The sequence below is a fragment of the Burkholderia sp. APQ4-4ca genome (assembly GCF_057837105.1).
On record NZ_JBYQCG010000063.1, the window covers coordinates 3,105 to 29,571 of the forward strand.

Genomic DNA, 26,467 nt, shown 5'->3' on the forward strand with positions numbered 1-26,467 from the left:
TGCGATACGCGATACGCGATACGCGGCGCGGCAGCAGCGCCTGATTGCGCTGACCGTCAAGCAATCCCGGCTCTCGCTACTGCGCGTCATGGAAGATGATGCCGACCGTATGGCGGTGGCCGCTTCGGATCCGGCTCACACCGTGCCGCAGGTTGACGCGATAGACGCCGCGGCTTCCCTGCACGGGCCGGCCGTGTACCGCGAAGATCACTGCGTCGCCTTGCGTGAGCGGCACCACGTCCGCACGCGACTGCATGCGGGGTCGCTGTTCCGTCAACACGAATTCCCCGCCACTGAAATCGCGGCCCGGCGCCGATAGCAGAATCGCGACCTGCAGCGGAAACACGTGCTCGCCATACAGGTCCTGGTGGAGGCAGTTGTAGTCGTCGGCGCCGTATTGCAGGATCAGCGGCGTCGGTCGCGTCTGTCCCGCCGCGTGACAACGATCGAGGAACGCCACATGGTCTTTTGGATAACGGACGTCGATCCCCAGCGCCTGGTTCCAGCGATTCGCGATCGGCGCGAGATGCGGGTAGATCGTCGTACGCAGCTCGGCGATGACCGCTGGCAGCGGATACGCGAAATACTTGTACTCGCCGCGGCCAAAGCCGTGCCGCGCCATCACGACACGTGAACGATAGAGCGCATCGCGCGGATAGAGCGACGCGAGCGCATCGCACTCGCTTGCCGACATCAGGCCCGGCACGTGGGCGCATCCATAGCGATCGAGGTCGGTGTCGACACTCGGCCAGTCGAGGGAGTCGACGCGTTGCGCGATGTCCAGCGGTTCGACGGCAGGGTGCAGATCGGCAATGTTCACGGCGTACCTCGGGGCATCGGCGGTGTGGCGCCGTGCGGTCGCGCACGGTCGAATCCACGATGAAAGTTGATGAACCCAGTCTAGCGGCGTCCGGGCGCCGGCACGCTCCAGATCTTGCGCTTTAATTCCGGCCAGGAAACGGGGGAACGTTGAAGCGCGGCATCGACACACTGAATGTGCCGAGGGCCGGAGCGGAGAGGGAAGCGGAGAAGCGGAGAAGCGGAGAAGCGGAGAAGCGGAGAAGCGGAGAAGCGGAGAAGCGCCAAGCCCAACCTACCGCGGCGGCGGGTAGCCGGCTATCGCCTGCCACCCGCCGCGTCCATGATCAGGCCAGCGACCGGAACAGCCAGTAAAGCCCTCCCGCGAGCGCGATCGACGCCGGCAGCGTCAGCACCCATGCGAGAACGAGGCTGCGCACCGTGCTCCATTGCAGCCCGGAGCCGTTCGCCGCCATCGTGCCCGCGACACCCGACGACAGCACGTGAGTCGTCGACACGGGCAGCCCGTACATGTCGGCGGCGCCGATCGTCAGCATCGCGACCAGTTCGGCCGATGCGCCCTGTCCGTACGTCAGATGCTGCTTGCCGATTTTTTCGCCCACGGTCACGACGATCCGCTTCCAGCCGACCATCGTGCCGAGACCCAGCGCGATCGCGACGGCGACCTTCACCCACGTCGGAATGAACTTCGTCGCGTGGTCGAGCTGTTTGCGATAGTTGTCGATCGCGAGCTTGTCGTCGGCGGCGAACGCGGGCTGGCCCGACTTCTCCATCAGACGAATGGCCTCGGACACCAGATACATCGTGTTGCGCACGTTGTCGACGTCGCGCTGCGGCACGGCCGCCATCGAGCCCGACGCGCCGACGGCGGTCGCGAGCGACGTGGACAACTGCGCGACGGCCGGCAGCACGGCGGGCGTCAGTGCACGGTGCTGCACGTAGTGTTCGACATCGGCGCGCGGGTTCGCGGACGGCGCGACGCCGTTCGTGTACTTGCCGAACGTCGCAGCCGCCTGGCTCGCGACCGCGACGAAGGTCTGCGATTCGGCGGGCGTGACGGCCTTGTTCAGCGCATACGCGGTGGGCACCGTGCCGATCAGGATCAACATGATGAGGCCCATCCCTTTCTGCCCGTCGTTCGACCCGTGTGCGAACGACACGCCGGTGCAGGTGAGGATCAGCAGGCAGCGAATCCAGAACGGCGGCGGCTGGTCCTTCGGCGGTTCCTTGTACAGCTCGGGAATTCGCACGACGGCCTTCAGCACGAGCAGCAGCAGCGACGCACACAGGAAGCCGACGATCGGCGAGAACAGCAGCGACTTGCCGACGCCGAGCGCCTGACCCCAGTCGACGCCGCTCGTGCCGGATGGCCCGTGCATCAGCTGGTTCATCAGCCCGACGCCGATGATCGACCCGATCAGCGTATGCGAGCTCGACGACGGCAACCCGAAATACCAGGTCGCGAGGTTCCAGACGATCGCGGCGATCAGCAGCGCGAACACCATCGCGAAGCCCGAGCCGCTGCCGACCTGCAGGATCAGCTCGACCGGCAGCAACTGCAGGATGCCGAACGCGACGGCACCGCTCGAGACCATCACGCCGAGGAAGTTCCACATGCCCGACCAGATCACCGCGACGTTCGGCGTCAGCGAGTGCGTATAGATCACGGTCGCGACCGCATTCGCGGTGTCGTGGAAGCCGTTGACGAATTCGAAGCCGAGCGCGATCAGCAGCGCGGCGCCGAGCAGCAGGTACGGGAACAGCGTCCCTTCGCGGACCGGCGCCAGATCGTCGACCAGGTGCGTGGCGATATAGACAGCGCCGAGCACGAGCACCAGCACGAACGCGGCATAGCCGATCTGCCGGGTGCGTGCGACGGAGCCCGGATTGTTCGGGGCGGATGAAGCAGGTTGATTCATGACGGCATCTCGTGAGGGAACCGCGTCCGATCCTAGCTGCGGCTAGCAGTCAGTTTGATGACAGTCGGGACGACGAACGGCGTGTCTTACAGGGATGTAAGGCGAGCGGCTGCCTGCGAAGCGCGGGGCTCGCATCGTCGGCTCACATAGTGAACACGACAGCGGTTTACGCGCGGGTATTGCGCACGTCGTCGGCCGTCGCGGCCAACGTCCAGCCGCCCGGCGACGCGACGAACGTCGTGCGCGACAGCGGCGCGACGTCGAGACGCGCGGCCGCTTCGAGGCTCATCCGCCGCACATGCGCGATGGCCGCGCGGACGATCGGCGCATGCGTGATCGCGACGACGTCGCGATCACGCGGCAATCCGTCCAACCATGTGCCGACCCGATGCGCGGCGGCGTCGAACGATTCGCCGCGATGCGGCGACGCGGACGGCGTGCCGATCCACACGGCCAGTTCGTCGGGCACGTCGCGCGCGAGATCGTGCAGCCGTTTGCCGCGCCAGTTGCCGTAGTCGATGTCGCGCAGCGCGGCGTCGATGTCGGCGTGCAGCCCGAGCGCCTCGGCGGTCTGCGTTGCGCAGCGTGCCGGGCTGCACAGCACGCGCGAGCCGGCAACGCCCGTCCACCGGCCGCGCAGCGCGGCGGCTTCGGCGAGGCCGTGCGCGTCGAGCGGGTCATCGTCGGGAAACGTGCCGGTGCGCATCGCGCGGGTCGATGCGTGTGCGATCAGGCAGAGCGAGGCAGGCATGGTCATGTCGGTGTCGGATGATCCGGAGCGGGGCGCGCCGACCCGTGTGTCATCGCTTCAATACGCGAACGTTCGCGCGTACAATTCGCCCGATACGAAGCGTGGAAGCCGGTGCAATTCCGGCGCGGTCGCGCCACTGTAACCGGGGAATCGACGATCCCGGAAGCCAGACCTGCCTTCGTACCCATCCATCATTTGTCGGGGCGCGATTCCCCTGAGGTGCATCCATGAGCGAAGCAGTGCTGAAGCCGGCGGTCGTGCCGGCACCCATCCCCGTCCGCGAGCTGTTGCCCTGGGCCGTGTTCGTCGGCCTGATCCTGCTGCTCGCCCTGTATTTCGTCGGGGCGGAACAGGGCGCGACGTCGCTCGTGCCGGGCATGGTCGTACACGAATTCGTCCACGACGGCCGCCATCTGCTCGGCTTTCCCTGCCACTGACGCGGAGCCTACGATGGTCGGAAAGCTGCTCATGCGCGGGATGCTCGCAGGCATCGCCGCAGGCCTCCTCACGTTCGGTTTCGCCAGGATCGTCGGCGAACCGCAAGTCGATCAGGCGATCTCCCTCGAAGAAAAAAACGCCGCCGCGCAAGGCGAGGCGCCGGAACCCGAGCTGGTCAGCCGCCACACGCAGGCCGGCCTCGGGCTGCTGACGGGCGTCGTGACCTACGGCGCGGCATTCGGCGGGCTGTTCTCGCTGGTCTTCGCGTATGCGTACGGGCGCGGCAGCCGCCTGCCGGCACGGCCGCTGGCCGCGTGGCTCGCGCTGGCGGCGTTCGTCGCGCTCGTGATCGTGCCGAACCTCAAGTACCCGGCCAATCCGCCGTCGGTCGGCGACCCCGACACGATCGGCTATCGCACGGGTCTGTTCTTCCTGATGATCGCGATTTCGGTTGCGACGATGGTGTTCTCGGTCGGTGTGCGCCGCCATCTGCTGGCGAAGCTCGGCCAGTGGAACGCGTCGATCGTCGCCGGGCTCGTGTTCGTCGCGATCATCGCGGCCGTGCAGATCGGGCTGCCGTCGGTCAGCGAGCTGCCGGCCGATTTCCCGGCGGCCTTGCTGTGGAAGTTTCGCGTCGCGGCCATCGGCATGCAGGTGATCATGTGGACGACGATCGGCCTGCTGTTCGGCGCATGGGTCGAGCGCGCCGAACGCGCCGGCATGCGCGCCGCCTGACGCGCGGGGCAACCGGGCGCGCCTAGCGCAGCATGCGCGGCGCGCTCCACGTCGATTCGCGCGCCAGCGCGACGAACGCGGCCAGATAGTCGATCGCTGCGTCCGCTTCGCGGATGCCGAGGAAGATCTGCTTCGCGATGCCCTGCTTGCCGAGCTTGACCGGCACGACGGGCATCCGGTCCGCGTACTCGTCGGCGAGCCATCGCGGCAGCGCGGCCACCCCGCGCCCGCTCGCCACCATCTGCAGCATGATGTCGGTCGTCTCGATCGACTTGTGCCGCCTCGGCACGATGCCGGCTGGCGTCAGGAACTGGTTGTAGATGTCGAGCCGATCGGTTTCGACCGGGTACGTGATCAGGATCTCGTCGGTCAGTTGCTCGGGCGTCACGTAGTCGGCATTCGCGAACCGGTGCGAATCCGCGACCACCAGCACCTGTTCGTAGTCGAACACGGGATCGAAGCGCAGCCCCGGCTTGTTCAGCGGATCGGGCGTGACGAGCACGTCGATGTCGTAACCGAACAGCGCGCCGATGCCGCCGAACTGGAAGCGCTGCTTCACGTCCACGTCGACGTCGGGCCAGCGCGACAGGTACGGCGATACGACCTTCAGCAGCCACTGGTAACACGGGTGGCACTCCATCCCGATGCGCAGCGTGCCGCGCTCGCCCTTCGCGTACTGCTTCATCCGCTCCTCGGCGAGCTCGAATTGCGGCAACAGCCGGTTCGCCAGCTTCAGCAGATACTGCCCGCCCTGCGTGAGCCGCAGGCCGCGGCCTTCGCGGTCCCAGATCGGCGTGCCGAGCTGCTGCTCGATTTTCCTGACGGTATGGCTGAGTGCCGATTGCGTGAGGTGCAGCGCATGGGCCGCCGCGGTCAGCGAGCCCTGGCGCTCGACTTCACGTATGACGACGAGGTGGAATCGTTCCAGCATGGATCGTGTGCATCCGAGGGTGCATGAAAAATGTTAATGGATTAATGAAATAATGCCATTTTATTTCATGGTTTGAAATCCCTATGATGGCTGCCGGATCGACACTTTCTTCTGGACGGCAGCTTCATGGTCACGACACACAATCTCGGTTTTCCGCGCATCGGCGCGAAGCGCGAACTCAAGTTCGGTCTCGAACGCTACTGGAAGGGCGAATCGTCGCGCGACGAACTGAAGGCGCTCGGCGCCGAGCTGCGCCGGCGCCACTGGCACGAGCAGCGCGATCTCGATCTCGCGCCGATCGGCGACTTCGCGTTCTACGACCAGGTGCTCGACATGAGCTTCACGCTCGGCAACCTGCCGAAGCGCGTGCAGGACTTCCACGGCGATGCGCTCGACAACACTTTCCGCGTCGCACGCGGCCGTTCGGCGCAGTCGGCGGAGGAGCATGCGGCATGCTGCGGCGGGGTCGCCGCCGGTGAAATGACGAAGTGGTTCGACACGAACTACCACTACATCGTGCCGGAGTTCCATGCGGACACGAATTTCTCGCTGGATCCGTCGCGTCTGCTCCAGCAACTCGCCGAAGCGAACGCGCAGGGCGTGCGTGCGAAACCGGTGATTCTCGGCCCCGTCACGTACCTGTGGCTCGGCAAGGCGAAGGACGCTTCCGATCGCCTCGCGCTGCTGCCGAAGCTGCTGCCGGTGTACGGCGCGCTGCTCGACACGCTGACCGCGCAGGGCGTCGAATGGGTACAGATCGACGAGCCGATCCTCGTGACCGAACTCGACGCCGAATGGCGCGACGCATTTCGCACCGCGTATGCGGCACTGGAAACGCGCCGCATCAAGCTGCTGCTCGCCACGTACTTCGGCCAGCTTCAGGACAACCTGACGCTCGCGGCGTCGCTGCCGGTCGACGGCCTGCATGTCGACGCGATCAACGCACGCGACGAAGTCGACGCGCTGGTGCGCGAACTGCCGCCGGAGTGCGTGCTGTCGGTGGGCGCGATCAACGGCCGCAACATCTGGAAGACCGACCTGACCACCGCGCTCGACTGGCTCGAGCCGCTCGCGAAGCAGCTGGGCGACCGCCTGTGGCTTGCGCCGTCGTGCTCGCTGCTGCACGTGCCGGTCGATCTCGCGAGCGAGGAGGCGCTCGATGCGGAAATCCGCTCGTGGCTCGCGTTCGCGCTGCAGAAGCTCGACGAGTTGAAGGTGCTTGCGACCGCATTGAACGAAGGCCGCGACAAGGTGGCCGATGCGCTCGCCGCGAATACCGCCGCGATCGAGTCGCGCCGCCGCTCGCCGCGCGTGAACAACCCGGCGGTGAAGGCTGCGGTCGCGCGCATCGACGCGCCGCTCGGCAACCGCGCGAGCCCCTATGCGCAGCGTGCGTCGAAGCAGTCGACGCGCCTGAACCTGCCGGCGTTCCCGACGACGACGATCGGCTCGTTCCCGCAGACCGCCGAAATCCGCCAGGCGCGCAGCCGGTTCAAGGCCGGCGCGCTGGACGAAGCAGGCTATCGCGCGGCGATGCGGGCCGAGATCGAACGCAGCGTGCGCGAACAGGAATCGCTCGAACTCGACGTGCTCGTGCATGGCGAAGCCGAGCGCAACGACATGGTCGAATACTTCGGCGAACAGCTCGACGGCTATGCGTTCAGCCAGTTCGGCTGGGTGCAGTCGTACGGTTCGCGCTGCGTGAAGCCGCCGATCCTGTTCGGCGACATCAGCCGCCCGAAGGCGATGACGGTCGAATGGATCGCTTATGCGCAGTCGCTGACGGACAAGCCGATGAAGGGCATGCTGACCGGCCCCGTGACGATCCTGAACTGGTCGTTCGTGCGCGACGACCAGCCGCGCTCGGTATCGTGCTACCAGTTGGCGCTCGCGATCCGCGACGAAGTGCTCGATCTCGAGAAGGCCGGCGTGCGCGTGATCCAGATCGACGAAGCGGCGCTGCGCGAAGGGTTGCCGCTGCGCCGCGCGCAATGGAGCGACTATCTGACGTGGGCGGTCGAGTCGTTCCGCATCGCCGCGAACGGCGTGCAGGACGATACGCAGATCCACACGCACATGTGCTATTCGGAGTTCAACGACATCCTCGCGTCGATCGCCGACATGGACGCGGACGTGATCACGATCGAGACGTCGCGCTCGGACATGGAGTTGCTCGACGCGTTCGATACCTTCAAGTATCCGAACGAAATCGGGCCGGGCGTGTACGACATCCATTCGCCGAACATCCCGACGCAGGATCACATCGTCGGGCTGATGAAGAAGGCGGCCGAGCGGATTCCGGCGGAACGTCTGTGGGTGAACCCGGACTGCGGGCTGAAGACGCGCCAGTGGGCGGAAGTGATTCCGGCGCTGACGAACATGGTGGCCGCCGCGAAGACGCTGCGTAGCCAGGTGCGGTAGCGCGAACGCTGCGCGCGGGCCGTCGCGGTCGATGATCGGGCGGCATACTTGCGGCCCGCATGTGCGGGCCGCTTGTCGTCATGAATGTTCGGGAAGAGGCGAGGGCGTTGCGGCGTGCAGCCGGATGTCCCATGCAGACGGGCAGGCGATGTCGCTTGCCCGTTGCGTGATGTCAGGTTACGCGGCGCGCGTGCCGCGCGGCAGCGCCTCGTCCGTCTTGCCGGGCGCGCCCGTGTCGTCGATGCTGACGCGGCGCGAGATCAGCCACACGCACAGCGACGACAGCACGGCGGCGCTCGTGTACTGGAGCGCGAGCGGCCACCATTGCGGCGCGGTGTTCTGCGCGATGATGGTCGCAACCAGCGGCGTGAGGCCGCCGGCGAGCGCGCCGCATACCTGATACGCGATCGAGATCGCCGTATAGCGGATCCGCGCGACGAAGATGCCGCTGACGAAGCCCGCGACGACCGAGTAGTAGCCGGATTCCGCGAGCGTCGCGAGGCCGACGCCGACCGTGATCGACACCGGCGTGCCCAGGTGCACGAGCGGCAGCATCACGAACGGGACGATCATCGCCCAGGCGCCGGTGATCAGCAGCACGCGCGTGGTGCCGAAGCGCTGCGCGAGGAACGCGGCCGCGAGCTGCACGACGAACTGCAGCACCGCGACGATCGTCATGCAATGCAGCACCATCGACCGGTCGAGCGACAGGAATTGCGTCGCGTAGCTGATCATGAAGATGTTGCTGAAATACACGCCGGCGATCCCGTACACGTTCGCGCCGATCGCGAGCAGCAGCAGCGGCCAGACCTTGAGTGCTTCGCGCAGCGGTTTTTGCGCGATGTTGCCGCTCTTCCTGACTTCCTCGAACTCGGGGGATTCCGACACGCTCGCGCGGATCACGAAGCCGACGATCAGCAGCACGGAACTCGCGAGGAACGGCACGCGCCAGCCCCAGCTCATCATGTCGTCCTTCGACAGCGTGCTGATCGCGCCGAACGCGAGCATCGACAGGATCAGGCCGCTCGCGCTGCCCAACTGCGCGAACGACGCGAAGAACGTGCGCTTGCCTTCGGGCGCATGCTCGCCGGCCAGCAACACCGCGCCGCCCCATTCGCCGCCAACCGCGATGCCCTGCAGCACGCGCATCAGCACCAGCAGGATCGGTGCGATCACACCGGCTTGCGCATGCGTGGGCAGCAAGCCGATCGCGACCGTCGACACGGCCATCAGCATCAGCGTCGCGAGCAGCGACCGCTTGCGGCCGAAGCGGTCGCCGAGATAGCCGAACGTCACGCCGCCGAGCGGCCGCGCGAAGAAGCCGACCGCGAACGAGCCGAACGACGCGAGCAGGCTGATGAAGCGGTTTTCGCCCGGAAAGAACAGCGGCCCGAACACGATGGCGGCGGCGGTCGCATAACTATAGAAGTCGTACCACTCGATCGTGGTGCCGACGAACGAAGCGAGCGCCGCCCGCTTCGGTTGCTTGACGGAAGTCCCCATCTTTATGTGTGCTCCTCTGGAATCCTCTGATTTGGAATAGTGGCGGCGCCGGGATCAGTCGCGATACGCGACGCCCGGCAGCACGCACAGCAGTTCGTACGCGAGGTTCGCGCCGAGCAGCGCCGTGGTGCCGAACGGGTCGTACGGCGGCGCGACTTCGACGAGATCGCAGCCGACGATGTTCAGCCCCTTCGCGCCGCGGATGATCTCGAGCGCCTGCGGCACCGTGAGGCCCGCGATTTCCGGCGTGCCGGTGCCCGGCGCGTAGGCCGGGTCGATGCCGTCGATGTCGAACGTGATGTAGACGGGCGTGTCGCCGATGCGCGCGCGCACTTCGTCCATCAGCGGCGCGAGCGACTTGTTCCAGCATGCCTCGGCCTGGACCACGCGGAAGCCCTGCTCGCGGCACCAGTCGAAATCCTCGGCCGCGTAGCCGGTGCCGCGCAGGCCGATCTGCGTGACCTTGTCGCCGTGCAGCAGCCCTTCCTCGACCGCGCGGCGGAACGGCGTGCCGTGCGCGATCTTTTCGCCCATCATCGTGTCGTTCACGTCGGCGTGTGCATCGACGTGGATCAATGCAACCTTGCCGTGCTTGCGGTGGATCGCGCGCAGGATCGGCAGCGCGATCGTGTGGTCGCCGCCGAGCGTGATCGGCTTGCAGTCGTGCTCGAGAATCGCGTCGTACGCGGCCTCGATGCGGGCGATCGAATCGTGCAGGTTGTACGGGTTGATCGCGACGTCGCCGATATCGGCGATCTGCAGCGAATCGAAGGGGGCCGCGCGCGTGGCCATGTTGTACGGGCGCAGCAGCACGGATTCGGTGCGGATCTGGCGCGGGCCGAAGCGCGCGCCGGTGCGGTTGGACGTGCCGAGATCGAACGGCACGCCGACGAAACAGGCGTCGAGGCCTTCGGCGCTCGACACGTGCGGCAGGCGCATCATCGTCGCGATGCCGCCGCTGCGCGGCATTTCATTGCCGCCGAGCGGCTGGAAATGGATGGGTTCGTTCATGGGGTCGTCTCTTCCGGTGTGGGGGTGCCGTATCATGCGACGCGGCCTGGCGCACAGTTTTACGCGCTCCGCCGGGAAAGAAGAATGCGAAGATATCGACGTAAACATCGATCTTCATCGATGTATGGAAGGGGATGAACGTGCTGGGGAATCTGTCGACCCTCGATCTGCGGTTGATCCGCGTGTTTCTCGCGGTCACGGACGCGGGCGGCGTATCGGCCGCGCAGGCGATGCTGAACGTCGGCCAGTCGACGATCAGCGCGCAGCTGTCGTCGCTCGAGACGCGGCTCGGCTACCGGCTCTGCGAGCGCGGCCGCAGCGGCTTCCGGCTCACGCCGAAGGGCGAGCGGTTCCATGCGATGAGCCGCAAGCTGCTCGCGGCGCTCGACGAATTCGGGATGGCCGCGCGGCACATGGATCGCCAACTGGTCGGCACGCTGAACATCGGCCTGATCGGCCATACGCCGGTCAGCCAGAACGCACGGATCGCCGAGGCGATCGCCGCGTTTCGCACCCGCGACGAGGCCGTGCGCTTCTCGATTTCGGTGCGCGCGCCCGGCGATCTCGAGGAAAAGCTGCTGAGCAACGAGATCCAGATCGCGGTCGGCTATTTCTGGCATCGCGTGCCGACGCTGCATTACACGCCGCTGTTCATCGAGCGGCAAATCGCGTACTGCGGCCGCGGCCATCCGCTGTTCGAACGCGCCGGCACGCTGACGCCGGCCGACGTCGCCGGCTTCGAGTGGGCGTGGCGCTCGTATCCGCTGCCGGAGGCGCAGATGTCGACGACGCCCGATCGCGTGACCGCGACCGCCGACAACATGGAGGCCGTCGCGCTGCTGATCCTGTCCGGTCATCACCTCGGCTACCTGCCGCAGCACTTCGCGGCGCCGTATGTCGCGCAAGGGCTGCTCGCGCCGCTCAATCCGGATCGACTGCACTACGAGGTCACGTTCCACATGGTCGTGGCGCGCGACGGGCGCGGCGATCCGGTCGTCGAAGCGTTTCTCGAGGATCTCGAGCGCGCGCATCAGTCGCCCGACGTGGTGTGACGCCGGCGCGGCCGACACCGTGAACAAGCGTTACGCGCGGCCGGCTTGCCGGCCCGGCGTGCATCACGGCACCGGCAACCCGGCGTCGTGCTTCACCTCGCGCAGCGACAGCGCCGATTCGATCGACGTCACGCCCGGCAGCATCCGCAGCGACTCCCGCAAGAACGTGCCGTAGTCGTCGAGATCGCGCGCAACCACCTGCAGCAGGTAGTCGGCCGTGCCCGCGACGTTGTGGCACGCGAGGATCCGCTCGATGCCGAGCACTTCCCGTTCGAACCGGTCGGCGACCTTGCGGTCGTGCGTCGCGAACCGCACGAGCACGAACGCGACCACGCCGAAGCCCAGCGCCTGGCGCGACAACTGCGCGCGATAGCGCTCGATGTAGCCGTCGTTTTCGAGACGTTTCAGGCGCCGTGCGCACGGCGTCTCGGACAGGCCGACGGATTCGGCGAGCCGCGCGATCGGCAGGCGGCCGTCGCGTTGCACCGCGGCGAGGATCGCGCGGTCGGTTTTGTCGAGGTCGGTCATATTGGCGGAATCCTTGTCGTGATTTCATGATTGTGGCGGATTCCCCTATGAATCGCCATTCTTGAGCCAAATATGGCCAATAATCCCTCCGCCTTCAACGGCAACATATCGTCATTGAAGGACGGGGGCAGACCATGATTTCCACGCATTTGCTGTTGATTTATCTCGCCGCGCTGGCGGCCATTTACGCGGTGCCGGGGCCCGACATGGCGCTCGTGCTGCAGACCAGCATCGGCCGCGGCGTGCGGCCGGGGATGGCCGCGGCGGCCGGCCTGTCGCTCTCGCGCACCGCGCACGTGACGCTGTCGGCGTGCGGCGTCGCGGCGCTGATTCGCAGCGCGCCCTGGCTCTACGAGGTGATCCGCTACGGCGGCGCGCTCTATCTCGCGTATGTCGCGATCCAGGTGTTCCGCTCGCCGGTGTTCGCGCTCGGCGACGGCGACGCGGCGGCGGGCGAACTGCGGCAGTCGTTCGTGAAGGGGCTGCTGACCAACCTGCTGAACCCGAAGGCGCTGCTGTTCTGCTCGGTGCTGCTGCCGCAGTTCGTGCGGCCCGAGGCCGGGCCGGTCGTCTGGCAGATGTTCGAGCTCGGCGCGCTGCTGGTGGCGGCCGGCGTGTGTTTCGACCTCGCGTGCGTGTTCGGCGCGTCGCGCATCGCGGCGTGGATGCGCGCGCATCCGCTCGCGCAGACGGTGCAGCGCTGGACCTTTTCCGTCGCGTTGATCGGTTTTGCGCTGCGGTTGTCGATGGACTGAGCATTGCCGCCGCATGGCTGCCGCTGCCGCTGCCGCGCGAATCGAGCGGCCGCGCGGGCAAGCCGTGTGCGAATCCTGTGGGCCGCGCGCCATGCCGGCCTTCCCGCGTGCGCGTTGCCGCAGAAGGGCGTGCGCGCAAATCGTCTGACTGTTCTAAACTTCCTCTAACTTCGCGCCGTCGCAAACGCGCCGTCGCGAATCGACTGACCGAACGGAACCGTCTTCCGCAGGCTATGTCCGATTTCCTGGCTGTTCCGTGCAACGCGGTACCAAGGAGGGTCTGAACATGGCAAGGCAGCTTCAAGCCGACCGTGAACCCCGTATCGTCGCCGAGTCCAAGTGTCTCGGCCACTGCGATCCGGCAGAACGCATCCACGTCACGATCATGTTGCGGCGGCAGGAAGAAGGGCAACTCGATGCATTGGTCCACCAACTCGCCACCGGCGACGCCGGCGCGAAACCGCTGTCGCGCGACGCATTCGCGCAGCGTTTCTCCGCCAATCCCGACGATATCCGCAAGACCGAGGACTTCGCGCACCGTCATCAACTGACGGTCGATCGCGTCGATCCGGTCGAAAGCGTCGTCGTGCTGTCCGGCACGATTGCGCAGTTCGAAGCCGCGTTCAGCGTGAAGCTCGAACGTTTCGAGCATCGGTCGATCGGCCAGTATCGCGGCCGCTCGGGCCCGATCGTGTTGCCCGACGATATCGGCGATGCGGTGACGGCCGTGCTCGGCCTCGACAGCCGGCCGCAGGCGCGGCCGCACTTCCGCTTCCGTCCGCCGTTCAAGCCGGCGGGCGGCGCGGCGGCCGTCACGTTCACGCCGATCCAGCTTGCGTCGCTGTACGACTTTCCGGCCGGCGACGGCGCCGGGCAATGCATCGCGATCGTCGAGCTCGGTGGCGGCTATCGCGCGGCCGACATCCAGCAGTATTTCCGCGGGCTCGGGATCACGACGCCGCCGACGCTCGTCGACGTGAACGTCGGCACCGGCCGCAATGCGCCGACCGGCGAGCCGAACGGCCCGGACGGCGAAGTCGCGCTCGACATCGAGATCGCCGGCGCGATCGCACCGGCCGCGAAGATCGCGGTCTACTTCGCGCCGAACAGCGACGCGGGCTTCATCCAGGCCGTCAACGCGGCTGTCACCGACAAGACCCACCGACCTTCCGTGATCTCGATCAGCTGGGGCGGCCCGGAAGCGATCTGGCAGGCGCAGTCGGCGCACGCTTTCAACCGCGTGCTGCAGGCGGCCGCCGCGCAGGGCATCACCGTCTGTGCGGCGTCGGGCGACAGCGGCTCGGGCGACGGGCTGCAGGATGGCGCCGATCACGTCGATTTCCCCGCGTCGAGCCCGTACGTGCTCGGCTGCGGCGGCACGCAGCTCGATGCGTTGCCCGGGCAGGGCATCCGCAGCGAGGTCACGTGGAACGACGAGGCGGCCGGCGGCGGCGCGGGCGGCGGCGGCGTCAGTTCGCTGTTCGACCTGCCGGCGTGGCAGCAGGGGCTGAAGGTCGCGCTCGCCGACGGCACCACCAAGCCGCTCGCGAAGCGCGGCGTGCCGGACGTGGCCGGCGACGCGTCTCCGCAGACGGGCTACGAAGTGTCGGTCGCCGGCACGCCCTCGGTGATGGGCGGCACGAGCGCGGTCGCCCCGCTGTGGGCCGCGCTGATCGCGCGGATCAATGCGGCGGCCGGCGCGTCGGCCGGCTGGATCAATCCGGTGCTGTACAAGCATCCGGGCGCGCTGCGCGACATCACGAAAGGATCGAACGGCACGTATGCGGCCGCGTCCGGCTGGGACGCGTGCACGGGCCTCGGCAGCCCGAACGGCGCGCAGCTCGCCGCGATCCTCGCGCGCAAGCCGTCGAGCTGACGCGCGGGCGCACGCCTTTCCGTCCGACGCGGGTGGTCTGCCCGCGTCTTTTTTCACCTCCAGGAGCAGCACGATGGGCAACGATTCCGCATCTTCCGGCGGCGTGTATCCGCTGCATCACGGCGACCACAATTCGCATGGCGTGCCGCCGACCATCAATCCGGTCGCGCTGAGCCACGGCCGCGACCAGCCGTTCTTCGATCCGGTCGCGTACGGCAACGGCCCCGACGACTCGGTGACCGACACGACCGAGGCGGCCGCGATCACGCACCACACGATCCTGATCGACGGGAAGCGGATCGCGTACACGGCGACGGCCGGCCATCTCGTGACGGTCGATCCGAGCAGTTCGCAGCCGGCCGCGAAGCTCTTCTACGTCGCGTTCACGGCCGACGGCGCGAAGGAGGAAACGCGGCCCGTGACGTTCTTCTACAACGGCGGGCCCGGTTCGTCGTCGGTGTTCGTGCTGCTCGGCTCGTTCGCGCCGAAGCGCATCAAGACGTCGATGCCGGGTTTCACGCCGCCCGCTCCGTACCAGCTCGAGGACAACCCGGACAGCATGATCGACCACAGCGACCTGGTGTTCATCAACCCGGTCGGCACCGGCTATTCGGCGGCCGTCGCGCCGAACAAGAACCGCGACTTCTGGGGCGTCGACCAGGATGCGGATTCGCTGAAGCAGTTCATCAAGCGCTACCTGACGAAGAACAACCGCTGGAATTCGCCGAAATACCTGTTCGGCGAATCGTACGGCACCGCGCGCAGCTGCGTGCTCGCATACAAGCTGCACGAGGACGGCGTCGACCTGAACGGCGTCACGCTGCAATCGTCGATCCTCGATTACCGGCAGGCCGGCAACCCGGTCGGCGCGCTGCCGACCGCCGCGGCCGACGCGTGGTATCACAAGAAGCTCGGCATCAAGCCGGCGCCGAGCGATCTCGGCGCGTTCGTCGAGGAAGTCGCGCAGTTCGCGCGCACCGACTACCTGAGCGCGCTGCGCGCGGTGCCGCATGCGAACCCGGCCACCGTGCAGAAACTGTCGGCATACACGGGCATCGATACGGCGACCCTGCAGACGTGGGGGCTCGACATCGCCGGCTACGATGCACGCGGCAACTCGCTGTTCCTGACGACGCTGCTGCATGCGCAGGGGCTCGCGCTCGGTTCGTACGACGGCCGCGTGACCGGGATCTCGTCGGGCATCGCCGGCAAGATCGACCCGAATTCGGGCGGCAACGATCCGACGATGACGGCCGTGACGGGCGTCTATACGGCGATGTGGAACAGCTATCTGAACGAGCAGTTGAAGTTCACGTCGAACTCGGCATTCACGGACCTGAACGACCAGGCCTTCAAGAACTGGGATTTCGGCCACGTCGACCCGACCGGCGCGCAGCAGGGCATCGATGCGCAGGGCAACGTGATCCTCTACACGGCCGGCGACCTCGCCGCGGTGATGGCGCTGAACGTCGACCTGAAGGTGCTGTCGGCGAACGGCTTCTACGATTTCGTTACGCCGTTCTACCAGACCGTGATCGATCTGCAGCAGATGCCGCTGGAGGACCAGAAGGTGCGGCAGAACCTGTCCGCGCGGTTCTATCCGTCGGGGCACATGGTGTATCTCGACGGCGGCTCGCGCACCGCGCTCAAGCGCGATCTCGCGACGATGTACGACGCGACGGTCAGCGATACGGGCGCGCGGATGCGGATTCGTGCGCTGCAGGCGAAGAAGACGGGCGGGAACGCATAGCGTTGCCCGTCGCGTGGAAGCCGCGCGCGGCCGTGACGGTGCGCGCGGCGGCAGGTCGGTAGCCGGGCGGCCGGCTTACGCGGCCGGCCAGTCGAACGGCGTGTACGGCAGCGCGCGCTTGTGGCGCGAACCGTCGAAGAAGCGCAGCACCGTTTCGTACACGCGGTCTTCCACCGGCTTGCCTTCGAGGAAATCGTCGATCTCGTCGTAGGTCACGCCGTACGCGTGCTCGTCGGGGCGCAGCGGGCGCAATTCCTCGAGGTCGGCCGTCGGCACCTTCATCACGATCAGCTCGTCGCCGCCGAGCGCGCGTGCGACCCCGCGCACGCGGCGCTTGCTCAGGCCCGCGAGCGGCAGGATGTCCGCGCCACCGTCGCCGAACTTCGTGAAGAAACCCATCAGCGATTCGGCCGCGTGGTCGGTGCCGATCACGATGCCGCGCCGCGCGCCGGCCACCGCGTACTGCGCGATCATGCGCTCGCGCGCCTTGATGTTGCCGTGCACGAAATCCTGCTGCGCCGGCGTTTCGAACGCGTGGCCGGACGCGACCAGCGAGCCGAGCATCGCGTCGGCGGCCGGCTTCACGTCGACCGTCAATACCTCGTCCGCGCGCACGAACGCGAGCGCGCGCTGCGCATCCTCTTCGTCGTTCTGCACGCCGTTCGGCAAGCGCATCGCGATGAAGCGTGCGTCGTAGCCACCGGCGCGCAGGCGCTCGACCGACAGTTGCGCGAGCCGGCCGGCCGTCGACGAATCGACGCCGCCGCTGATGCCGAGCACGTAGGTCCGCAGGCCGGTCGAACGAAGGTACTGCGCGAGGAAATCGACGCGGCGGTCGATTTCGGCCTCGGCGTCGAAGTGCGGGGCGACGTTCAGTTCGGCAATGATCGCGCGTTGGCGGCTGGCGTAATCGGCGGATGTCATGAGGGAAGTTCCGGGACGAAATGCAAGGCGCTCATCATAAGCGCAATCGCGGCGCGCCGCCGCGCCGGACAGGCGTTTCCGGCGGTTTCGCGTTGCATCGGCGAGACGCGCCGCATCGCCGTGGTGCGCGGTGCGCCGGGCGGGTGCAGAAGATACCGCGCGAAGGGCGGCCGTGCGCGCGGCTTCGGCGAGGCGGGATGGAGGCTCGATGACGGCGTGGCCGCTCGATCCCGCGTGCGTCTTCCCCCGTCAGCGCCGCGCGAGCACGACGCCCACCAGCGCGAGCGCGAAGCCGGCGAGCTGGATCGTCGCGAGCGTTTCGCCGAACAGCGCGTAACCCTGCAGCGCGGCCAGTGGCGGCGCGAGAAACAGCAGCGACGTCGCGCGCGCCGCATTGCCGTGCCGCAGCATCCACATCAGCATCGTGACTGCGCCGCCGGACAGGAACACGACGCCCCACACGAGCGACACCCACAGCGCCGGCGCGTCGATCCAGCGGGTTTCGTGGAGCAGCACGACGAAGACGGCCGCGACGAGCGCCGCGCCGAAGTTCTGCACGGCGACCGCCGTGCGCAGGTCGCTCTGCGCGAGCTTGCCTTTCTGGTACAGCGAGCCGGCGGTGATCGACCCGACCGCCAGGACCGACACGGTGACGACGAGCCACGCAGGCGCGGCGCCCGGCGGCGGCGCGACGCCGCCCGTGACTTTCGGCGCGAGCACGAGCGCGACGCCGGCGAGCCCGAGCGCCATCCCGAGCCAGCCGCGCGCGGGCAGACGTTCGTTGAACAGCGGAACCGCGAGCACGGCGGTGGCAAGCGGCTGCAGCGCGCCGAGTAGCGCCATCACGCCCGCATTCAACCCTTGCGCGACGGCCCAGTAGCTCGCGCCGAGATAGACGCCTTGCAACAGCGCGCCGGCGATCAGATGGCGCGGCCATTCGCGGCGGCCCGGCCACGGCGCGCGCGCGGCGAGCGCCACCACGCCGAACAGCGCGGCCGTGCCGGCGAAGCGCGCGAGCAGGAACAGGTTGGGATCGGCGTAGGGCTTGATTGCCCGCGCAACGATGAAGCCGGTGGACCAGAGCGCGACGAAAACGGCGGCGACGATCGAGTTGAGCATGCATGACGGGCCGCGACGCGGCCGGACGGAACCGGGAAGTCGGCCAGTATCGGCCGAAGCGGCGCCGGCGTCTTGTCGAATCCTGCACTCATGCCGCGGGGCGCGTGAGCGGGGCGGCGGTCATCGCGCGCCGGGGTGCGCGGGGCGGCGGGGATGATCGTCTGCGGCACCGCACGGGGCGGCACGGTGCTGCGCTGCGCGGATGGGCGCGCAGTCGCGACGCTCAGTCGATCGAGAACGTATCGAGCGGTTGGTTGGCGCGCGCGTCGGTCGCGAAACGCGCGGCGAGCTGTTCGTAGAGCCGGCGCGCTTCGTCGAGCGTCAGGTCGATCCAGTACGGATCGCCCGCCGCGTCGTTGAGGCGTTCCGGCGGAAACTGGATTTCGATCACACTGCCTTTGCGATACATGGCGCGAGCCCCTTTGTTGGTCGGTCTTGGCCGGTCGTTCGGCGAAGCGCAAAGTGTAGCAACCGGCGCCGCGCGGATTCGCGCGCGCCGGGCAATACAGAATTTCGCTTTCGGGAAACGCGCCCGGCCGTGTTTCCCGGCCCGGTCAAATGGTCGTCAAACGTCCGTAATACAATGGCCGGCTTACCCATTACCAGTCGCCTCGGGCGCACACGCGATGCTGGCGGAACAACGTCATCAATACATCCTGACGGAGCTTGGGCGCTCGGGCGCGCTGTCGGTCGCTGAGCTCGTGCGTTCGCTCGACGTGTCGCGCGAAACCGTGCGGCGCGACCTGAACGCGCTGGCCGCGCGCGGCCTGCTCGTGATGACGCATGGCGGCGCGCTGGCCGCGGATCGCCGCGAGCCGACCCTGTCCGAGCGCGAAGCCGCGAACGCCGACGCGAAGCGCACGATCGGGCGGCGCGCGGCCGAATTCGTACCCGACGATGCATCGGTGCTGATCGATTCGGGTAGCACGCCGCATGCGGTTGCGCTGGCGCTCGCCGACCGGCACCGGCTGTCGATCTACACGAACGACTGGCGCACCGCGTTCGTGCTCGCGCGGCGCAACGGCAACCGCGTGACGCTGCTCGGCGGCGAGCTGTCCGACGACGAGGACGCGACGTTCGGACTCGACACGATCCATCAGCTCGCGCAATACCACGTCGATTTCGCGTTCGTCGGCGCCGGCGGCATCACGCCCGACGGCGAGTGCACCGACTACTCGCGGCTCGCGGCCGAAGTGCGCAGCCGGATGATCGCGGCGGCGGGCATGGCGATCATCGTCGCCGACCATTCGAAATTCGGCCGCGTGACGCCGGTGCGGATCAACGGCACGTCCGCCGCCCGCTATCTGGTCACCGAGCGCGCACCCGACAAGGCCGTGCGCCGCGCGCTGACGGCACGCGGGATCGAGTTGCTCGTGTGCGACTGACGCGCGTCCGACATACAAGGTTCATCGAACCGTCATCGCGCGGGAAGAACCGCCATCAAGACTGACGCATTCATCTCGACCGGCCGCCCGGCCAGGGAGCAACGAATGACCGTCAGCGTGCGCAGCTATCTTTCCCCCACCCTGGTCCTGCTGGCTTTCGACTGGCTCGATGCGGCGTCGCGGTCCGATTTCCTCGGCTTCGCGATCCGGCGCACGCCGGGCTTCTGGTCGGCCGACGGCAAGACGCGTGCGCCGGACAGCTGGCTGCCCAACCGCCTGACGTTCGACGGCCCGGCCGCCGACACGCAGGGCGATGCGCCGACCGATCAGGCGCCGATCCAGAAATTCATGTGGTGGGATGCGCGCATCGATCCGCAGGACCGCGGTGCATCGTTCCGCTACGACGTCTATCCGGTCGTCGGCACGCCGGCGAACCTGCAAGTGCTCGACGCGCAAGCCGGCGTGTGCGACGTCGTGCTGCCCGCGCACGTCGAGGACGGCATCGGCACGTGGTTCAACCGCGCGGTGGTCAGCTCGCAGGCGTTCGCGAAGCAGGTCGCGGCGCTCGGCCTCGCGCCGAATGCTGCGCCGAGCGCCGCCCAGGCGCTGAAACTGCGCACGTGGCTCGCGAACGACATGGAACAGGTGTTCGCGCAGATGCTCGATCCCGCGTCGCGCGCGGTGTCGGCCGTCTATCACCTGACCGACGCGCTGTGGGCGCTGCCGGCGTTCGACGCGTTCGGGCGCCAGCACGGCGAAGCGTCGCTCGCGATCGTCTACGACGCGCACACCACGGCGCGCAAGGGCAAGCCGCCGCTGCCGTCGCCGAACCAGCCGGCCGTCGACGCGCTGCAGGGCCTCGCGACGCTCGCGCCGCGCGACAAGACGCACATCATGCACGACAAGTTCATCGTGACCGATGCGCCGTCGAACCCGGCGCCCGCGCGCGTGCTGACCGGTTCCGCGAACTTCACGACCGAGGGGCTGACCGAGCAGGCCAACGTGCTGCATGCGTTCGACTCGCCCGCGCTCGCCGCGCTGTACAACGATCGCGCGCATGCGCTGGCCGGGAATCCGTCGATCGCGGCGACCGCGCGGCTGTCGACGGGCTGGTCGGCGCCGATGACGATCGGCAGCGCGCAGGTGCGTGTCGCCTACTCGCCGGAGCCGGCGGGGCGGCGTACCGAGATCGATACGATCGTTGCCGCGATCGCGGCCGCGAAGCATTCGGTGTCGTTTTGCCTGTTCATGCCGACCGACGCGGCGCTGCGCGATGCGTGTTTCGCGGCCGGCGACCGCGGGCTGATGATGTTCGGCCTCGTCAACAAGATCAACGTCGGCAGCGCGACGAAGGCCGATGCCGCGCGCCAGGCCGGCCGGACGCTCGATGCGGCGACGCTCGCGAACCTCGAGCTGTACCACCGCAGCCGCGACAACCACGACGTGATCGACGCGTCGTATTTCTCGCCGGCCACGGTGCCGCAGGGCTTCGAGCCGGAGTTGCGGCTCTTCCCGGGCGAACCGGCGCCGGCTTTTCCGCCCGTCGTGATCCATCACAAGTTCATCGTGATCGACGCGGAAGGCACGAATCCGGTCGTCTATACGGGGTCGGCGAACATGAGCCGCAATTCCGAGCAGTACAACGACGAGAACCTGCTGGAGATCCGCGACAAGCGGATCGCGGCGATCTATCTCGCCGAATTCCTGCGGCTGTACGAGCACTACCGCGCCCGCGCGCTGGCGATCCATGCGAAACGGCAGCACGGCACGGGCAAGGGCGCGCATGTGCGGCTCGCGCTTGCGCCCGATTCGAGCTGGGCGAAGAAGTACTACGTGGCGGGCAGCCCGGAAGAGAAGGCGCGGATCGCGCTGGCGTCGACCGCGCCGACGGATTGATGCGCTGAGGTGCCGAAGTTCGAGGGGCGCGGATGTCGCGTGCCCCGGCCGGCTGCCGCCGCTTACGCGGCGACGTAGCGGAGCACCGCGTCGGCGATCGTGTCGCGATGTCGCGCGCGCAGGCGCGGCGCCGACGGGTCGCGGCCGAATGCGGCGCCGAACGTGTAGCGGTTCGCCACGCGGTGGAAGCAGAACGAGCTGATCAGCAGGTGCAGGTCGAATGCGTCGATGTCCTTGCGGAACACGCCGCTGGCCGCGCCGCGCTCGACCAGTTCCTCGAGCGTCTTGATGATGCTGACGTTGCGGTTCTTGAACGACTTCAACTGTTCGACATACTTCGCGCCGTGGATGTTCTCGATCGACACGAGACGGACGAAATCGCGATGCTTGTCGTGATAGTCGAACGTGAATTCGACGAGGCGGCGCATGCCTTCGCGCGGCTCCATGTCGCCGACGTGCAGTTCCTGCTCGAGCGCGCGGATGTCGCCGTACACCTTCTCCAGCACGGCCTCGTACAGGCCTTCCTTGCTTTCGAAGTAGTAATAGAGCATCCGCTTCGTCGTGTTCGTGCGCTCGGCGATCGCGTCGACGCGCGCACCGGCGAGGCCCATCGCGGAGAATTCCTGCGTGGCGACATCGAGGATGTTGCGCTTGGTTTGCTCGGGATCGTATTTACGCCGCGCATCGGACGCAAGCGCGCGGGGGTCGGACGTGGCGGCCTTGCTTCCTGCTTTCATGTGACTTTGTTGTGGTTAGCGGCGGCTTGGAAAAGGCATTCTAGCATGTGGAAAATGCCCGTCCGGCCGACCTGCGGCTCTAATCGGCAAGGCCGCGGCGGGCGCTCAGCGGCGGCAGGATGCGAGCGCGTCGCGGGCCTGATACGCGGTATACGTGAGCTGCGCGGCGGCGAGGCCGGCCAATCCGAACGTGCGCGTGAGCCCGAACGCGGCGAAGCCGTCCGGCACCGGCCGCCCTTCGGCCAGCGCGGCGGCGAGCGCCTCGCCGGCGACGGTGGTCGGCGCCATCCCGTGGCCGCCGAATGCGATCGCGTGCCACACGCCGTCCGCGTCGCGGCCGATCTGCGGCATCTTGTGCCGCGCGTAGCTCATCAGCCCGCCCCACGCGTAGTCGATCTTCACGCCTTCCAGTTGCGGATACACGCGCAGCAGGTCGCGCCGCAGCAGCCGTGCGATCGCGTCGGGGCCGCGGTCGAGCACCGAGATCCGGCCGCCCCACAGGATCCGCGTGTCCTGCAGCGGACGGTAGTAGTCGAACGCGAAACGCGTGTCGTAGATCGCGTACGGCGCGTCGATCGCGTCGGGCAGGCGCGTGCCGAGCGGTTCGGTCGCGATCACGTAGGTCGCGATCGGCAGCACCGCGCGCTCGATGCGCGGCGACACGCCGCGCGCGTAGCCGCCGCCGGCGAACACGACGTCCTTCGCGCGCACCGCACCCTGCGCCGTGCGCACGACGTAGCCGGCGCCGTCGCGTGCGATGCCGAGCGCGGCCGAGCGTTCGTACACGCGTGCACCGCCGCGCGACGCGGCCGCCGCGACGCCGAGCACGTACTTCAGCGGATGGAAGTGGAACGCGTTCGGCTCGAACAGGCCGCCGTAATAGCGCCGCGTTTTCAGCCGCTCGCGCAGCGCGCCGGTCGGCACGGGTTCCCAGTCGACGCCGAGTTCGTTCTTCATCAGCGTGCGCACGCTGTCGAGCCGCGACGGATCGTCGAACCAGTTCGCGAGCATCACGCCCTGGTCGACGATGTCGCAGTCGATCCCGTAGCGGGCGATGCGCGCGCGGATCAGGTCGACCGCGTCGACGGTGAGCCGGTACAGCCGGCGCCCTTCGTCGCGGCCGAGCGTGCGCAGCAGGTCGGCGTTGTCGAGGCTGTAGCCGCCGAACACGAAACCGCCGTTGCGGCCCGACGCGCCGAAGCCGACCCGTTCGCCGTCGAGCACGACGACGTCGCGCACGCCGCGCTCGACGAGGCCGAGCGCCGTGCAAAGGCCGGCCAGGCCGCCGCCGACGATGCAGACTTGCGTATCGATCGTGTCGGTCAGTTGCGGGTAGGGCTGGCGGGTAACGGTGGCTTCGTAGAAGTTCTGCATGCGTGTTCGGTGACTCGTGACGGCGGAAAAGCGGACGGCGCGCGTCGATCTTGCCTGAACGCGCGCGCCGCGTCGAATGGGGTTTTCAGCGCGCCGGCCGCGAACGCGACGCCCGCGTGGCGGAACACCAGCGTGAACGGGCTTACGCCGATGTCGGTCACGTCGCTTTTCAGGAGGCTCGGATCGGTGTACGGAACCAGCACGCCGATCACGAAGATCGCGAACACGTAGAACAGCAGGATGCGCCGGAAGATCTGGCTGACCGCGCGCGGAATCGTCGTGCGCTGGGCGCTGTCTCCGGGATTGTTTTTCGTTGACGAAGCGCGACGCGGTGCCGGCCGCGGGGCGGGCAGCGGTGATGCGGTGCGAAGCGGGCCCGCCGGGCCGGGCCCTGGTGCGTGTCGCCTTCGTCGCTCGTCCGGCGGCAGTGGCGGCCGGCGGCGCGCCGGGTGCATCGCACCTCGACGTCGCACCGATTGTGTGGGGGCCGATGCACGGGCGGCAAACGATATTTGCGCACAGGGTGATGCGGGATCGTCATCAACTTGTGTCGGACCGGGATGCATCCGCGTACCCGTCTGCGGGCTTTGGAAAAGTCCGATATCGGCATGGGAACGGGCGCGTCTGCCCGCTGACTTCTTGCGTTTTGGGAATGAAGTCGTGAGTTAATATCAATAGCGGCGCGACTTGTGGCCATCGACAATGTGTTTCACGGATCGTGCCTCGCGAGGTTGGGGCGCGCCGTCCGGCCGGGCTTGCCGGCGGCGGCGCCGCGCGATGCGCCGGATGGCGCACCGGGCACGCCGCGCGGCGCATCCGCTTGCACGACGCGCTCGAACGCGCTCCAATCGAATCACGCGGGCGGCGCTGCCGCCGCACCGATCAATCTGTCCCTGAAGAGGAAGTGATGCAATTCAACGACATTCTTGCCGCGCTCGACATCGATCTCGCCCAGTGGAAAGGCAATGCGCTGACCGCGCGTTCGCCGCTCGACGGCGCGACGCTCGCGACGCTGGCCGTCGACACGCCCGCCGACGCCGAGCGCAAGATCGACGCCGCGCACGACGCATTCCTCAAGTGGCGCACGGTGCCGGCGCCGGTGCGCGGCGAACTCGTGCGCGTGTTCGGCAACGTGCTGCGCGAGCACAAGGCCGAGCTCGGCCGCCTCGTCACGCTCGAAGCCGGCAAGATCACGTCGGAAGGGCTCGGCGAAGTGCAGGAAATGATCGACATCTGCGATTTCGCGGTCGGCCTGTCGCGCCAGCTTTACGGCCTCACGATCGCGTCCGAGCGCCCGGGCCACCGGATGATGGAAACGTGGCACCCGATCGGCGTGTGCGGCGTGATTTCGGCGTTCAACTTCCCGGTCGCGGTGTGGGCGTGGAATGCGGCGCTTGCATTCGTGTGCGGCGATTCGGTCGTGTGGAAGCCGTCCGAGAAGACGCCGCTCACCGCGATCGCGTGCCACGTGCTGCTCCAGAAGGCGCTCCGCGAGTTCGAGAAGACGCATCCGGGCGTCGCGCCGGCGGAGCTGAGCCAACTGGTGCTCGGCATGCGCGACGTCGGCGAGGTGCTGACGGCGTCGAAGAAGGTGCCGGTCATCAGCGCGACGGGCAGCGTGCGGATGGGCCAGGAAGTCGCGAAGGTGCTGAGCCAGCGCCTGGCGCGCGGCATCCTCGAACTTGGCGGCAACAACGGGATGATCGTCGCGCCGAGCGCGGATCTCGACCTCGTCGTGCGCGCGGTCACGTTCGCGGCGGTCGGCACGGCCGGGCAGCGCTGCACGACGCTGCGCCGCCTGATCGTGCATCGCAGCCTCGTCGAGCAACTGCTGCCGCGCATCGAGAAGGCTTACGCGTCGGTGAAGGTCGGCAACCCGCTCGAGGAAGGCACGCTGGTCGGCCCGCTGGTCGATCGTGCATCGTTCGACGCGATGCAGAAGGCGCTGGCCGATGCGCGCGAGCAGGGCGGCGAAGTGAAGGGCGGCGAGCGCGTCGACGTCGGTCATGCGGATGCTTACTACGTGCGTCCGGCCATCGTGCGGATGCCGAAGCAATCGGCGGTGGTCGAGCGGGAGACGTTCGCGCCGATCCTGTACGTGATGGTCTACGACAACTTCGAAGACGCGATCGACGTGCACAACGCGGTGCCGCAAGGGCTGTCGTCGGCGATTTTCACGAACGACATGCGCGAGGCCGAGCAGTTCATGTCGGCGGCCGGCAGCGACTGCGGGATCGTCAACGTGAACATCGGCACGAGCGGCGCGGAAATCGGCGGCGCGTTCGGCGGCGAGAAGGAAACGGGCGGCGGGCGTGAATCGGGTTCGGACGCGTGGAAGGCGTATATGCGCCGTGCGACGAATACGATCAACTACAGCCGGCAGTTGCCGCTGGCGCAGGGGGTGAAGTTCGACGTATAAGTGCAGGCGCCCCGCCAGGGCGCTTCGACGGTCGAATGACAAGGGCTGGTTGCCGCGAAAGCGGTAACCGGCCCTTGTCGTTTATTGCGAAGCGCGCGTCGCGCCAATCGATCGTGAGCGTGCC

Annotated in this window: 22 protein-coding genes, 1 pseudogene and 1 riboswitch; of the genes and pseudogenes, 10 read left to right on the forward strand and 13 right to left on the reverse strand. The window is 67.8% G+C overall.

The genetic code is table 11. The features are described from left to right. Positions 1 to 76: 76 nt before the first annotated feature. The 3 genes from AC3IFE_RS04050 to AC3IFE_RS04060 form a co-directional block, all read right to left on the reverse strand. Positions 77 to 820 (reverse strand): 2OG-Fe(II) oxygenase, encoded by a 744-nt coding sequence (locus tag AC3IFE_RS04050; protein ID WP_489189677.1) that lies wholly within the window; start codon positions 818 to 820, stop codon positions 77 to 79. 325 nt (positions 821 to 1,145) lie between these two features. Then, positions 1,146 to 2,738: an inorganic phosphate transporter gene (locus tag AC3IFE_RS04055; protein ID WP_489189678.1), complete on the reverse strand. Its 1,593-nt coding sequence runs from the start codon at positions 2,736 to 2,738 to the stop codon at positions 1,146 to 1,148. A gap of 166 nt (positions 2,739 to 2,904) precedes the next feature. Further along, positions 2,905 to 3,495 carry a histidine phosphatase family protein gene (locus AC3IFE_RS04060; RefSeq protein WP_489189679.1) on the reverse strand — a complete coding sequence of 197 codons (591 nt, stop codon included), beginning with the start codon at positions 3,493 to 3,495 and terminating at the stop codon, positions 2,905 to 2,907. Between the two features lie 49 nt (positions 3,496 to 3,544). Beyond that, a riboswitch (cobalamin riboswitch) is annotated at positions 3,545 to 3,683 on the forward strand. A gap of 33 nt (positions 3,684 to 3,716) precedes the next feature. Between AC3IFE_RS04060 and AC3IFE_RS04065 the strand changes: the two genes are divergently transcribed. Continuing rightward, complete coding sequence (locus AC3IFE_RS04065; RefSeq protein ID WP_034175140.1) at positions 3,717 to 3,926, forward strand: CbtB domain-containing protein; 210 nt, start codon at positions 3,717 to 3,719, stop codon at positions 3,924 to 3,926. A gap of 13 nt (positions 3,927 to 3,939) precedes the next feature. Next, a complete protein-coding gene (locus tag AC3IFE_RS04070) occupies positions 3,940 to 4,662 on the forward strand; it encodes a CbtA family protein (RefSeq protein WP_489189680.1) in 723 nt (240 codons plus the stop codon). Positions 4,663 to 4,684: 22 nt separating this feature from the next. On the opposite strand, the gene AC3IFE_RS04075 is transcribed toward AC3IFE_RS04070, so the two are convergent. After that, positions 4,685 to 5,593: a LysR family transcriptional regulator gene (locus AC3IFE_RS04075; protein WP_089470537.1), complete on the reverse strand. Its 909-nt coding sequence runs from the start codon at positions 5,591 to 5,593 to the stop codon at positions 4,685 to 4,687. A gap of 126 nt (positions 5,594 to 5,719) precedes the next feature. Between AC3IFE_RS04075 and metE the strand changes: the two genes are divergently transcribed. Beyond that, positions 5,720 to 8,014, forward strand: coding sequence for a 5-methyltetrahydropteroyltriglutamate--homocysteine S-methyltransferase (metE, locus tag AC3IFE_RS04080; RefSeq protein ID WP_489189681.1), 2,295 nt, complete (start codon positions 5,720 to 5,722; stop codon positions 8,012 to 8,014). Between the two features lie 177 nt (positions 8,015 to 8,191). Here the strand turns inward: metE and AC3IFE_RS04085 are convergent, their stop codons facing one another. After that, on the reverse strand, positions 8,192 to 9,517 hold the full coding sequence (locus tag AC3IFE_RS04085; protein WP_489189682.1) for an MFS transporter: 1,326 nt from the start codon (positions 9,515 to 9,517) through the stop codon (positions 8,192 to 8,194). A 54-nt stretch (positions 9,518 to 9,571) separates the two neighbouring features. Further along, positions 9,572 to 10,528 (reverse strand): agmatinase, encoded by a 957-nt coding sequence (gene speB, locus AC3IFE_RS04090; RefSeq protein WP_089470534.1) that lies wholly within the window; start codon positions 10,526 to 10,528, stop codon positions 9,572 to 9,574. A 140-nt stretch (positions 10,529 to 10,668) separates the two neighbouring features. On the opposite strand from speB, the gene AC3IFE_RS04095 reads away from it, so the two are divergent. After that, a complete protein-coding gene (locus AC3IFE_RS04095) occupies positions 10,669 to 11,580 on the forward strand; it encodes a LysR family transcriptional regulator (protein ID WP_089470644.1) in 912 nt (303 codons plus the stop codon). Between the two features lie 63 nt (positions 11,581 to 11,643). Here the strand turns inward: AC3IFE_RS04095 and AC3IFE_RS04100 are convergent, their stop codons facing one another. Then, positions 11,644 to 12,108 (reverse strand): Lrp/AsnC family transcriptional regulator, encoded by a 465-nt coding sequence (locus tag AC3IFE_RS04100; protein ID WP_089470533.1) that lies wholly within the window; start codon positions 12,106 to 12,108, stop codon positions 11,644 to 11,646. 134 nt (positions 12,109 to 12,242) lie between these two features. On the opposite strand from AC3IFE_RS04100, the gene AC3IFE_RS04105 reads away from it, so the two are divergent. From AC3IFE_RS04105 to AC3IFE_RS04115, 3 genes are all read left to right on the forward strand, one after another. Beyond that, the gene (locus tag AC3IFE_RS04105) at positions 12,243 to 12,863 is read left to right on the forward strand and encodes a LysE family translocator (RefSeq protein ID WP_489189683.1); all 621 of its coding nucleotides are present in this window, start codon (positions 12,243 to 12,245) and stop codon (positions 12,861 to 12,863) included. Between the two features lie 286 nt (positions 12,864 to 13,149). Continuing rightward, the gene (locus tag AC3IFE_RS04110; protein ID WP_489189684.1) at positions 13,150 to 14,739 is read left to right on the forward strand and encodes a S53 family peptidase; all 1,590 of its coding nucleotides are present in this window, start codon (positions 13,150 to 13,152) and stop codon (positions 14,737 to 14,739) included. Positions 14,740 to 14,812: 73 nt separating this feature from the next. Next, positions 14,813 to 16,489, forward strand: a complete 1,677-nt coding sequence (locus AC3IFE_RS04115) for a S10 family peptidase (protein WP_489189685.1) — start codon at positions 14,813 to 14,815, stop codon at positions 16,487 to 16,489. A gap of 75 nt (positions 16,490 to 16,564) precedes the next feature. Here AC3IFE_RS04115 and nadE read toward each other — a convergent pair whose 3' ends face one another. The 3 genes from nadE to AC3IFE_RS04130 all read right to left on the reverse strand — a co-directional run bounded on the left by nadE (position 16,565) and on the right by AC3IFE_RS04130 (position 18,941). After that, a complete protein-coding gene (gene nadE / locus AC3IFE_RS04120; RefSeq protein ID WP_089470529.1) occupies positions 16,565 to 17,413 on the reverse strand; it encodes an NAD(+) synthase in 849 nt (282 codons plus the stop codon). Between the two features lie 249 nt (positions 17,414 to 17,662). Next, positions 17,663 to 18,532: a DMT family transporter gene (locus tag AC3IFE_RS04125; RefSeq protein ID WP_489189686.1), complete on the reverse strand. Its 870-nt coding sequence runs from the start codon at positions 18,530 to 18,532 to the stop codon at positions 17,663 to 17,665. Between the two features lie 223 nt (positions 18,533 to 18,755). Continuing rightward, on the reverse strand, positions 18,756 to 18,941 hold the full coding sequence (locus AC3IFE_RS04130) for a hypothetical protein (protein WP_006480515.1): 186 nt from the start codon (positions 18,939 to 18,941) through the stop codon (positions 18,756 to 18,758). A 217-nt stretch (positions 18,942 to 19,158) separates the two neighbouring features. On the opposite strand from AC3IFE_RS04130, the gene AC3IFE_RS04135 reads away from it, so the two are divergent. Together AC3IFE_RS04135 and AC3IFE_RS04140 are read left to right on the forward strand one after the other, a co-directional pair. Then, entirely contained in the window at positions 19,159 to 19,917 is a 759-nt protein-coding gene (locus AC3IFE_RS04135; protein ID WP_089470527.1) for a DeoR/GlpR family DNA-binding transcription regulator, read from the forward strand. 105 nt (positions 19,918 to 20,022) lie between these two features. Then, positions 20,023 to 21,813: a phospholipase D-like domain-containing protein gene (locus AC3IFE_RS04140; protein ID WP_489189687.1), complete on the forward strand. Its 1,791-nt coding sequence runs from the start codon at positions 20,023 to 20,025 to the stop codon at positions 21,811 to 21,813. 62 nt (positions 21,814 to 21,875) lie between these two features. Here AC3IFE_RS04140 and AC3IFE_RS04145 read toward each other — a convergent pair whose 3' ends face one another. From AC3IFE_RS04145 to AC3IFE_RS04155, 3 genes and pseudogenes are all read right to left on the reverse strand, one after another. Further along, entirely contained in the window at positions 21,876 to 22,550 is a 675-nt protein-coding gene (locus tag AC3IFE_RS04145; RefSeq protein ID WP_012339399.1) for a TetR/AcrR family transcriptional regulator, read from the reverse strand. A gap of 105 nt (positions 22,551 to 22,655) precedes the next feature. Next, a complete protein-coding gene (locus AC3IFE_RS04150) occupies positions 22,656 to 23,924 on the reverse strand; it encodes an NAD(P)/FAD-dependent oxidoreductase (RefSeq protein ID WP_489189688.1) in 1,269 nt (422 codons plus the stop codon). Between the two features lie 86 nt (positions 23,925 to 24,010). Further along, positions 24,011 to 24,208: pseudogene (locus AC3IFE_RS04155) on the reverse strand (amino acid permease); the annotation flags it as partial. Between the two features lie 623 nt (positions 24,209 to 24,831). Here AC3IFE_RS04155 and amaB point away from each other — a divergent pair. After that, positions 24,832 to 26,343, forward strand: a complete 1,512-nt coding sequence (amaB, locus tag AC3IFE_RS04160) for an L-piperidine-6-carboxylate dehydrogenase (RefSeq protein WP_489189689.1) — start codon at positions 24,832 to 24,834, stop codon at positions 26,341 to 26,343. Positions 26,344 to 26,467 lie beyond the last annotated feature (124 nt).